General features: G+C 71.7%; 12 protein-coding genes. 11 read left to right on the top strand and 1 reads right to left on the bottom strand.

Features of this window, described 5'->3' with window-relative positions:
* Positions 1 to 144 precede the first annotated feature (144 nt).
* Genes VFZ20_RS02290 through VFZ20_RS02280 form a run of 3 tightly spaced genes read left to right on the top strand, consistent with a single transcriptional unit; the run spans position 145 to position 3,555 of the window.
* Positions 145 to 1,632, top strand: coding sequence for an aldehyde dehydrogenase family protein (locus tag VFZ20_RS02290; protein ID WP_329682199.1), 1,488 nt, complete (start codon positions 145 to 147; stop codon positions 1,630 to 1,632).
* A gap of 7 nt (positions 1,633 to 1,639) precedes the next feature.
* A complete protein-coding gene (locus VFZ20_RS02285; protein WP_329682198.1) occupies positions 1,640 to 2,269 on the top strand; it encodes a class I SAM-dependent methyltransferase in 630 nt (209 codons plus the stop codon).
* The gene (locus VFZ20_RS02280; protein ID WP_329682197.1) at positions 2,269 to 3,555 is read left to right on the top strand and encodes a glycosyltransferase family 4 protein; all 1,287 of its coding nucleotides are present in this window, start codon (positions 2,269 to 2,271) and stop codon (positions 3,553 to 3,555) included. The genes VFZ20_RS02285 and VFZ20_RS02280 overlap by 1 nt, the downstream gene beginning before the upstream one ends.
* A gap of 121 nt (positions 3,556 to 3,676) precedes the next feature.
* Here VFZ20_RS02280 and VFZ20_RS02275 read toward each other — a convergent pair whose 3' ends face one another.
* Complete coding sequence (locus tag VFZ20_RS02275; protein ID WP_329682196.1) at positions 3,677 to 4,294, bottom strand: methyltransferase domain-containing protein; 618 nt, start codon at positions 4,292 to 4,294, stop codon at positions 3,677 to 3,679.
* Between the two features lie 130 nt (positions 4,295 to 4,424).
* Between VFZ20_RS02275 and VFZ20_RS02270 the strand changes: the two genes are divergently transcribed.
* From VFZ20_RS02270 to VFZ20_RS02235, 8 genes are all read left to right on the top strand, one after another.
* A complete protein-coding gene (locus VFZ20_RS02270; RefSeq protein ID WP_329682195.1) occupies positions 4,425 to 5,327 on the top strand; it encodes a diacylglycerol/lipid kinase family protein in 903 nt (300 codons plus the stop codon).
* On the top strand, positions 5,291 to 6,055 hold the full coding sequence (locus VFZ20_RS02265) for a class I SAM-dependent methyltransferase (RefSeq protein WP_329682194.1): 765 nt from the start codon (positions 5,291 to 5,293) through the stop codon (positions 6,053 to 6,055). The genes VFZ20_RS02270 and VFZ20_RS02265 overlap by 37 nt, the downstream gene beginning before the upstream one ends.
* 527 nt (positions 6,056 to 6,582) lie before the next feature.
* Positions 6,583 to 7,131 carry a hypothetical protein gene (locus VFZ20_RS02260; RefSeq protein WP_329682193.1) on the top strand — a complete coding sequence of 183 codons (549 nt, stop codon included), beginning with the start codon at positions 6,583 to 6,585 and terminating at the stop codon, positions 7,129 to 7,131.
* A gap of 45 nt (positions 7,132 to 7,176) precedes the next feature.
* Entirely contained in the window at positions 7,177 to 7,425 is a 249-nt protein-coding gene (locus tag VFZ20_RS02255; RefSeq protein WP_329682192.1) for a hypothetical protein, read from the top strand.
* 100 nt (positions 7,426 to 7,525) lie between these two features.
* Complete coding sequence (locus VFZ20_RS02250; RefSeq protein ID WP_329682191.1) at positions 7,526 to 8,593, top strand: hypothetical protein; 1,068 nt, start codon at positions 7,526 to 7,528, stop codon at positions 8,591 to 8,593.
* Between the two features lie 426 nt (positions 8,594 to 9,019).
* Entirely contained in the window at positions 9,020 to 9,448 is a 429-nt protein-coding gene (locus VFZ20_RS02245; protein ID WP_329682190.1) for a cobalamin B12-binding domain-containing protein, read from the top strand.
* Between the two features lie 259 nt (positions 9,449 to 9,707).
* Entirely contained in the window at positions 9,708 to 9,875 is a 168-nt protein-coding gene (locus tag VFZ20_RS02240) for a hypothetical protein (protein WP_329682189.1), read from the top strand.
* Positions 9,876 to 10,031: 156 nt separating this feature from the next.
* Positions 10,032 to 10,739 (top strand): carboxyl transferase domain-containing protein (locus VFZ20_RS02235; RefSeq protein ID WP_329682188.1); only part of this gene is annotated, 708 nt, incomplete at its 3' end.

Raw genomic sequence — 10,739 nt, 5'->3', positions numbered from 1 at the left:
CGGCCCCGCGTTCCTGCTGGTGAAGGTGGATGCGACGGATCCCGCGCCGCCGGCCCCGCGCGTGTCCCACGCGCCGGAGCAGATCGCCGCCCGCTTCCGCACCGCCATCGGCGTCCAGGAGGATGGCTCGAAGGAGGGCGGCGGATGACGGACGTGCTCGCCGCGCCCGCGCCGCATCGCGCTGATCGCGCCGAATCGGCCATGTCCGCGCCGTACCTGTGGATCGGCGGGGTGCGCGTGGAGACGGCGGACGCGTTCGACGTGCGCAGCCCGTACGACGGCGCGCTCGCCGGGCGCGCGGGCCAGGCGACGGCGGAGCACGTATGCGCGGCACTGGACGGCGCGGCGGGCCGGTCCGCGCCGCCGCCGGAGGAGCGCGCCGCCATCCTGGACCGCGCGGCCGATCACTACGCGACGCACGCGGAATCTGCCGCGCGGCTCATCACGGCGGAGGCGGGCATCTGCCTCAAGCAGGCGCGGCACGAGGTGCACCGCGCCGTCAACGCCCTGCGCGGCGCGGCCCACGAGGCGCGTCGGCTGGCGGCGGCGGACTGGGAGGCGCCGTATCGCGTTCCCGGCGAGTCGCCCGCGGCGGAGCTGCACGTCATCCCCGAGCCGGTCACGCTGGCGATCGCCATCACGCCGTTCAACCACCCGCTGAACCAGGTGGCGCACAAGGTGGCGCCCGCCATCGCCGCCGGCGCGCCCGTCGTTCTCAAGCCGTCGGAGAAAACGCCGCTCAGCGCCCTGCGCCTGGCGGAAGTGCTGGCGGAGTGCGGGCTTCCGCCCCACCTGCTGAACGTCGTCACGGGGCGGCCGGCGGAGCCCATCGTCCGTGCGCTCGTCTGTGATCCGCGGGCGGAGCTCGTGAGCTTTACGGGGAGCGTGGCCGTGGGCAAGGCCATCGCCCGGACGATGGCGGAGGGCGGCAACGAGCTCGTCCGCTACCTGCCGGAGCTGGGCGGCAACGCGGCGCTCGTCGTCCTGGCGGACGCGGACGTGGAGCGCGCGGCCCGCATCGCCCTGGGCGCGTTCGACAACGCGGGGCAGCGCTGCACAGCCATCAACCGCATCCTCGTCCAGGAGCCCGTCGCGGACGCGTTCACCGCGCGGCTGGCGGAGCTGGCGTCCGCGCTGAGCTACGGCGATCCGTGGGACGAGCGGACGGACGTGGGGCCCGTGATCGACGAGGCGTCCGCCATCCGCATCGAGCGCGCGATCGACGCGGCGCTGGGGGACGGCGCGCGCCTGCTCGTCGGCGGATCGCGCGCGGGCGCCGTCGTCGCGCCGACCGTCATCGACCACGTGCGGCCGGAGATGGAGATCGTGCGGCGGGAGACGTTCGGCCCCGTGGCGCCCATCGTCCGCATCCGCTCCGTGGACGACGCCATCCGCATCGTCCGCGCGGACAATCACCGGCTGTCCGGCGCCATCGCCACGCGGTCGGAAGACGCCGCCCGCGCCTATGCGGCCGCCATCCGCGTGGGCCAGTTCTCGTGGAACGGACCGCCGGGATACCGGACGGAGACCGCGCCCTTTGGCGGGTTCGGCGACTCGGGGAACGGCGAAAAGGAGGGGATCGTCCACGCCACCCGCGCCCACCTGCACCTTCGCACCTTTTACCGCCACTGAACCGCCCATGCCGTCGCTGGAATGGAACCGCAAGTGGGGCCCCATGCTGGCCGGGTTCGCGCAGAGCCCGGACGAGCCCAACTGGGGCGACCGATGGGGTGACCCCGAGACCTTCGAGCCCCTGCTGGAGGTGCGCCGCCGCTTCGTGGAGCCGTACGTGCGCCCGGGGCAGGACGTGCTGGAGATCGGCGCGGGGGGCGGCCGGTGGACGCAGTACCTGCTGCCCTCCGCGCGCCGGCTGACCGTCGTGGAGCTGAACCCGGAGTCGTTCGACCACCTGCGGCGCCGCTTTCCGCACCACGCGGACCGGCTGCAGCTGTACCGCACGAGCGGGTACGAGATGTCGGGCGTGCCGGACGCCAGCATCGACCTCGTCTTTACGTTCGACGTGATGGTGCACGTGGAGCCGGAGGGGATCGGCGGATACCTGGGCGAGATCGAGCGCGTGCTGCGCCCCGGCGGCCGCGCCGTCGTGCACTACGGCGACAAGCGCAAGCCCATCGCGGCGGAAAATCCGGGCTTCAGTGACATGGACCGCGACCGGATGGAGTCGCTGCTGGCCGCCACGCGCCTGCGCGTGCTGGAGCACGACGAGGAAGTGATGTTCCACAGCAACCTCGTGGCGCTGGAGAAGTGATGGCCCGGGTCCTTCACCTCCTTTCCCAGCGGCCCGGACGGAGCGGCAGCGGCGTGTTCCTGCAGGCGATGGTGCGCGAGGCGGCCCGTTGCGGCCACGCGCAGCACGTGCTGGCCGCGGGCCCGCCGGGGACGACGGCCGCCGAGCTTCCGCCGCTGGGCCCGGACGACTTCACGCTCATCCCCTTTCCCAGCCCCGGCGCGCCGTTCCCCGTCCCCGGCAACAGCGACGTGATGCCGTACCTCAGCACCGTCTTTTCGCGGATGACGGAGCTGATGGTGGAGCAGTACCTGGAGGTGTCGCGGGCGATGATGCGCGAGGCGCGCGAGCGCTTCCGGCCCGACATCGTCCACGCGCACCACCTGTGGCTGATGACGGCGCTGGCCCGCGAGGTGTTCGACGACGTGCCGGTGGTGGCCACGAGCCACAATGCCGAGCTGCGGCAGATGGTCAAGGCGCCGCGCCTGGCCCCGCGCGTGGTGCCCGGCATCCGCGCACTGGACCGCGTCTGCGTGCTGACGCCGCAATCGCGTCAGGACACGATGGACGTCTACGGCGTGGACGAGTCACGGATCGCGGAGACGGGTGCCGGCTACGACGGCGGCCTCTTCCATCGGTCGGATCAGCCGCGTCCCGTTCTGCTCGATCGGTTGCGGCGCGAGTTCGGCGTGGATCTGCCGGACGGGCCGCTGGTGACGTTCGTGGGCCGGCTGTCGACGCCCAAGGGGGTGCCGTTCCTGCTGGAGGCCGCCGCGCGGGCCCGTGCCGCGGGGACGGCGTTCCACCTGGTGCTCGTGGGCGCGACGGGCTCGGGCGAGGAGGGCGCGCGGGTGGGGGAGCTGGCGCGCGAGGCGGGGGAGACCGTGATCCACGTGGGCGCGCAGCCGCCGGAGGCCGTGGCGCTCATCCTCCAGTGCTCGTCGCTGTTCGCGCTGCCGTCGCTGTTCGAGGGCCTGCCGCTGACGATGCTGGAGGCGGCGGCGTGCGGCTGTCCCTGCCTGCTGAGCGCGCTGCCGACCATCCGCAGCTGGGTGCCGGCGGGTTGGGTGGATGCCGGCCATTTCCGCCTCGTCCCCGCGCTGGCGACGACGGATGCGGACGTGCCCGTGCCTGCGGACGTGCCGCGCTACGTGGCGGACCTGGCGGATGCGATCGCGTCCATGCTGGCCCGCCCGCGCACGGACGCGGATCGCGCGGACCTGGCGTCGCGCCTTTTGCCGCACTCGTGGGCCGCCGTCTTCGCGCGCTACGAGTCCGTCTACGAGGACGTGCTGGTCGCTGTGTAAAAAACCAACAGAAAATCTCACGCAGAGCCGCAGAGGACGCAGAGTACTTCGTCGCGCGATGAAGTACTCTGCGCCTCTGCGGCTCTGCGTGAGAATGCAGTAAAGCTTAATGACGCTGGATCTACGCGTTCCAGCGCATGGCGGCGAGCGTGAAGTCGTGGGGCAGATAATCCGCGCGGAGCTGCACCCGGAACGCCGCGCGATCCACCAGGCGCAGCGCATCGTCCGGATCCATCAGCACCATCCCCTGCCAGTCGTCCACGCCGGGCGTCCACGTCAGGAAATTGCCCACGACGCCCACCCGCGCCTGCTCCAGCAGCGACGTGATCATCCCAGGCCGCCGCTCCAGCCGCGTGGCCGCGAAGGTCCCGCTCCACACGACCAGGTCGATCTCGTCCTCGATCACCCGTCCGGATCCGTCCCAGCGCCCCATCCGAAAGTCGCCGCCCACGTCACGCCGCGCGTCCTCCACGTTCTCCTCGATGCCGTCCACGCCCACGTAGCGCAGGCCGTCCAGCCGCCCGCGCCGCCGCAGGTACGCCGCGAAGTCGCCCTTGCCGCATCCGAAGTCCAGCAGCGACATCCCGCCCCAGCGTGCGCCCAGCATCGAATCCAGCGCGTCGACGATCACCTCGAAGCGCACCTCCTGGCTGCGTGGCGACGACGCGTCCACCTGGCGCGACGTGCCGCGGTACGTGGTGGCCAGGTGGCTGAACCACGCGACCTCGTGTTCTTCCATGGGATCGATGATCGGCGGGGAGGATGATATCCGGCGGATGCAGCACGATGCCGCGCCGCGCCTCCGCGCGCAATTGCCCGCGGCCGGCACTTTGCTTGTTTCCCGCGTGAACCCCCTGCGCGGAGACCCGATGCGGCGTGCGCTGCTGATCTACAACCCCGCGGCCGGCCAGTGGTGGCGCCGCCCCCGGCCCGAGCACCTGCGCGACACCCTCGCGCGCCACGGCTGGGACGTCACCGTGCTGACGACGGAAGGCCAGGACCACGCGACGGAGCTCGTCCGCGCGCACCTGTCGCCCGAGATCGAGGCCGTGTGGACCTCCGGTGGCGACGGCACCCTGTCCCAGGCCGCCACGGCGCTCGTGGACAGCGGCGTGCCCATCGGCATCATCCCCGTGGGGACGGTCAACGTCATCGCGCGCGAGATCGGCCTGCCGTCCGGCGCGCCCAAGGCCATCGCCGCCATCGCCAACTCGAAGGCGCGCCGCTCCTTTCGTGCGTGGCGGGCCAGCGGGCGGGGCGTGCTGCTGGGCATCGGCGCCGGCTTCGACGCGCGCGCCATGGGCCGCGTGAGCATGGGGGCCAAGCACGCGCTGGGGCTGCTGGCCATCGGCGCGCGGGGCGTGTGGGAGTGGGCGCGCTACGACTTTCCCGCGCTGCACGTGACCGGCGAGGACGACCACGGCCGCCCCATCGACACCGAGGCGACACAGGTGCTGGCCACCATCCCGCGCCACTTTGCCGGGAGCCACGTGCTGGTCCCCGACGCGGACCCGGCGGACCCGTGGATCGACGTTGTCCTCTTCGATGGCCGATCGCACGCGCGGCTGGCGGCGTTCTGGCTGGGCGTTGAGGCGCCGGGCACCCTGCAGCTGCGCGTCCCCGGCGTCCGCGTTCTTCGCGCGCGGCGGCTGTCCATCGTCGCCCGCGACGGCCGCGCCGAGCCCACGCACGTCAACGGCGACGTGGTGGATGCCACACCGTTCCACCTGGAGCCATGGGGCACGGTCACGCTGCTGGCGCCGGAGCGGTGACGGTGGAGCGGCTGCCGCCCATCTGCCTGCTGCGCGAGCGCTTTCACCACAACGGGGACCTGGCGTACTACCGGGAGCTGGCCCTTGCCTGCGGGGGGCCCGTGCTCGAGCTGGGGGGCGGCACCGGCCGCGTGTCCCACGCGCTGGCAGGAGCCGGCGTGGAGGTGGTCTGCGTGGAGCGCGACCCGGCGTGCGTCGCCGTGGCACGCGAGCGGGCGGCGCTCCACGGGGGTCGCATGCGCGTGCACGCGGAGGACGCGCTTACGTTTCGCCCCGACGGCCGCGTAGGGCTGGTGCTGGGGCCCTCCTTCTTCGAGCACCTGGACGGCGCGGCGCTCGCCGGGGTGCTGGCGCGGGTCCGCGATGCCCTGCGTCCCGGCGGGCGGGTGGCGGTGCGCGTGGCCACCCGCGCCTTTCCGGACCGCTCGGACCCGTGGCGGCAAGACGCGCTGCTGGATGACGGGCGCCCCGTGTGGCGCGAGTCGTGGACGGAGCCGGGCCCGGCAGCGGACGTGGTGAACGCGCACGCCCGCTACCACCTGCCGGACGGGACGACGGGAGATGGAAACGCTGCCCATCCCCCGTTGGGACGTGAAGACCCTTCGCGCCCTTTGTGCGGGCGCGGGATATGGCATCGTCGAACAGGCCGGCGACTTTTCGCGCGCGCCGCTGGACTCCGGCGCCGCCTTCGCGCTCCTCGTGCTGGAGCCGGACGGGTAGATCGGTGATCGCGCGAGCCCCGCGTGGCCGCCCTCCCGGCGAGCGCCCGCGCGGAACGCGAACGAGCACGAGCCCTTGGACGCGACCAAAGGAGCTCGCGTACAGATCCAGGAGGCCGGCCCCTGCGCACGGGGGCCGGCCTCTCGCTTTGTCGTGGCGCTTCTCGAGAGATCGACACCCCGGGTGCGGAGGATCGTCATCCGTCATCTCCGGTCGGTTCCGCCGGTCAAGCTTTAGCCTGATCTACGCGTCGGCGAGATCGTTCCATGCTGACCCATGCGCGCATAACCGGCCACTGAAGATACGGGATGATCGCGATCGCCCCTCGCTCGGTTTATCGACAGTTTTGATGTGGTTCGTATACATACGTTTACGTTAAAAATCATCATCAGCGCGTTGAAAGGGGCCGCGCTGTTCACATGTCTAGCTCTTTCAGCGACGTCATGTTTTCTGGATTCAAGTGGGATTGACAACTCGTAATCCGTCTATTTATCGTCTGGAGCAACCGACAATTCAAACCGGCGGGATGGGGAACGTGGCACCTCCGATCAAGCGTCGTCGCGGCGACCTTTTGCGTCGCCTTGTGTGGGGCGGGCTGGGCCTGTGGGCCTGCGTGCTGGGCGTGATGTACCTCACCCGCACGGCCAGGGCCGCCCCCGTGCCCGGCGACCGCGTGCTGAAGCCCGGCGTGTCCATCCGGGGGATGGACGGGCGCGAGGTGGCCCTGCTGCCGCGCGACAGCGCCGTGGCCGTGCTGGCCGCCACGTCGGAGTGCGCCGCGTGCCGCGTGGGCGTGCCCGCCTACCGCGAGATCGCGGCGCGGCTCAAGGCCCAGGGCATCGCGTTTCGCGTGATCGTGGGCAGCGACTCGGCCGCGGCGCGGCAGTTCTCGCTGCTGCTGCCGGACCCGGGCACGGTTACCTGGGATCCTCGAGGAAAGCTGCTGCGCACCATCGGCATTCACGCCGTGCCCACGCTGTACGTGGTGGGACGCGACGGCCGGCTCCTGCGCAGCTGGTCACCGGTTCCTCCCGATCCGCGGATCGCGGAGGTGGTCGCCAGCGCGCCCGGCGCTGCGCGGTAGATATCTGATTCCGGGCATCACAAACCCACACCGGAGGACTTCCTCATGCGCAAGCGGGAAATCGTGTTCGCCGCGCTCGCGGCGTCGATGCTCAGCGCGGGCAGCGCGCACGCGCTGGCGGCCGGCACGAGCTGCATGGACACCTGCAACAACACGTTCGGCTCGGCCATCATCGTCTACCACAAGTCCACGGGCACCTCCGAGGTGCGCGAGCTGAGCGGCTGCGAGACGAGCTACGACTACGTGAACGGGACCGCCACCACCACCTGCACGTACACGTCGTCGGCGGCCTGAGCCCCGGCGGCGCGCCGGCATCCCGCACCCGGGGTGCCGGCGCGACGTGTTTCTGGCGATGCGATCGAACCCATCCACATCCTCCCCGACCGTAAGATCTGTGCTGACGAAGGGCCCTGAATCCGCGCGCCGTGCCCTGGTGGCGCTTGCCGTGCTCCTCGCCGCCTGCGGGGGCGAGGAGCCGGGCGATCCGCCGCCCGCGCAGCTCACCGACCTCACGCGCCACGCCGTGCACGTGGGGCTGGACGAGTCCGGCTCTGCCCAGGGGGCGCTGGGCAAGGTGGTCGCCGCCCGTGTGACGGACGGCGGCAGGCACGTGGTGGTGCTGGACTTTGTGGCCCCGTTCGTAAAGGTGTTCGACGGGCGCGGCCGGCTGGAGTCGGCGTTCGTGGGGACGGGCGGCGGCCCGGCCGAGGCGCGGCACCCGTCCGCGCTGGCCGTGGCCGGCGACTCGCTCGTGCTGGTGGCGGACGGGCGCAACGGCATTACCGTCTACGACCTGCGCGGCACCATCCGCTCGCACGCGCGCCCCAACGGCATCGTGCCCCTTGCCGCCGCCTCGTGCCCGGGGGAGTGGGTGCTGTACGGGCCGCGGATGGACGGCGCGTCGGCCGAGGCGCGCGTGACCCCGTGGGTGCACCGCCTGCGCTTCGTGGGGGCCGATTCCGTGGAGGTGCGCAGCGCGTGGCCCGACACCGTCCCCGAGTTCGTCTCCGCGGGGCTGGCCTACGGCATGGTGCGCGACGGCCGCGACGTGGTGCTGTGGCACACGGGCGGCAGCCGCACCCGCGGCCTGCGCGTTCCCTGCGGCGGGGGCAAGCCCCGCGAAGTGTACGTGGGCGAGCCCTCCAACCGCGCCGCGCCAAAAGACGGCCCGGGCGGGTCCGTGCAGACCTCCGTCCCCGCGGGCACGCGCGCGGCGGCCGGCGTGGCGGCCGTGGGGCAGGGCGTGGTCTTCGGCGAGCGGGTGTTCGTGTCGCCGGAGCACCCGCGTGTGGACTTTACCCTGCTGGCCGGCGGGCTGGCGCGCACGCTGTCCATCGCCGGCGACTTCGTGCTGAACGACAGCCGCCCCGGCGACGGCGTGCTGATGAGCACCAGCGACCCCGTCCCCCAGCTGTTCCTGGTCAAGCCCGACGACTTCCTGGGGATGTTCCCCGCGCCCTGAGCCTGTCATCTTGAGAGGCTGTTCAGGACCCGCGTCCGCGATGCGTCATCCTGAGGGAGCGCCCGCGCGCAACCTGAACGTGCACAGTCCTTTGGGCGCGACCGAAGGATCTTGTGTGCGAGACTCGGAGGCGGATTCCGTGCACGAGGTCGCCCCCGAGCTTCGCGGGCAAGATCCTTCGTCGCCGCTATGGATCACGCATGAGCCGAGATCGCGCGGCGGCTCCTCGGGATGACGCTTCTGCCCATCCGGGTGATCAATATCCTCTGAGTAGGCGTCGGCGACGGCCGGCGGATGGGACGGCGAAGGGCCCGCGCGCACGCCGCGCGCTTGCCGCAGGCTCGCAAATCGCCGTATGTTACGCCGTCTTTACCGCGATCTGGACCGCGCGAATTCGTAACGAAGTCCGCCAATTCGATTTCAACGATGTCTGAACGGAAGATCCGGGTGCTGGTGGCCAAGCCGGGGCTGGACGGCCACGACCGCGGCGCCAAGGTCATCGCCGCCGCCCTGCGCGACGCCGGCATGGAGGTCATCTACACCGGCCTGCACCAGACGCCGGAGATGATCGTGAACGCCGCCATCCAGGAGGACGTGGACGTCGTCGCCATGTCCATCCTTTCCGGCGCGCACATGACGCTGTTCCCCGCCGTGCGCGAGGCGCTGGCGGCCGAGGGCGCCGATCACATCCTCATCACGGGCGGCGGCATCATCCCCGAAGAGGACATGCGCGTCCTCGAGTCCAGGGGGATCGGCAAGCTCTTTGGCCCCGGCACCACGACGGGGGCGGCCGTGCAGTACATCAGCGACTGGTTCGCCGAGCACGGGCGCGACCGCGAGGCCGCCGCGTCCTGAGCGCCGGGGCGGTGCTTCCGCCCATCCCGGCCTCGCCCCGATTCAACGACACCAGAGCGCGCCGACATCCGCCGGCGCGCTCCGTTTGTGCAGGCAGCCTCATGGGATCGAGTGGATTGCGCCGTGACTCTGGATCCACGGGTCAAGCATTCCGTGAGGCCGCGTCACCTGGACGCCGTCTGCAATTGTGCCTTTCCCGCCATCTTGTTACGATCCTCCGTTCGCGGACGTTCGTAACCCACGAGAAGCGGAGAGCACCATGAAGAAGCTGCAGCTGGACAACCTGAAGGTGGAGAGCTTCGACACCACGACCGTGGCCGGGGAGCTCCAGGGCACCGTCGCGGCGCACGAGCTCAACGACACCCTGCGCAACTGCCCCGTGAGCTACGGCGGCACCTGCCTGATCAGCGCCTGCCGCACCTGCTGAGCCTCATCCGCGCGACGCGGTGCGGGCGGGTGCGGCGGCGCGTGCCGTCGCACCCGCCCGCGCGCTTGCCGCGTCGCCGTGAGGCGGCCTAAGTTGGCCCCCCGTTTTCACGTCACCGGCGGGCCCGCCCCGGCCCGCGAGATCGACCGCGAGAGAATGCCCCACGCGAACACGCCCGACACCGACACGCCGCCCGCGTCCAGCCGCGCGCGCGCCCTTGCCGAGGAGCTGCGCGCGCTGGAGGCAAGGCTGCGGCAGGGGGGCGGCCCCAAGCGCATCCAGAAGCAGCACGACGACGGCAAGCTCACGGCCCGCGAGCGCATCGCGCTCCTGCTGGACCCGCGCTCGCGGTTCCAGGAGGTGGGGCTGCTCGTGGCGCACGACCGCTACGAGGGCCAGGCGCCCGCGGCGGGCGTCGTGACGGGCTTTGGCACCGTGTGCGGGCGCGAGGTGGTGGTCATCGCCAACGACGCCACCGTCAAGGCGGGCTCGTGGTGGCCGGAGACCATCACCAAGATGCTGCGGGCGCAGGAGATCGCCATGCGCTGCCGCGTGCCCATCATCTACCTGGTGGACAGCGCCGGCGTAAACCTGCCCTACCAGGGCGGCGTCTTTCCGGGGCAGTACGGCGCGTCGCGCATCTTCTACTACAACAGCATCATGCGGCGCTACCTCAAGGTGCCGCAGATCGCCGCCGTCATGGGCCCGTGCATTGCCGGCGGCGCCTACCTGCCGGCGCTGAGCGACGTGATCCTGATGGTGGAGGGCACGTCGTTCATGGGGCTGGGCGGGCCCAACCTGGTCAAGGGCGCCACGGGGCAGACGGTGGACGGCGAGTCGCTGGGCGGCGCGCTCACGCACAAC

The organism is Longimicrobium sp. (genome assembly GCF_036280135.1).
GTDB lineage: Bacteria > Gemmatimonadota > Gemmatimonadetes > Longimicrobiales > Longimicrobiaceae > Longimicrobium.
Note: the sequence above shows the minus strand (reverse complement) of the source record. Positions and strands in the feature narration are given on the sequence as shown.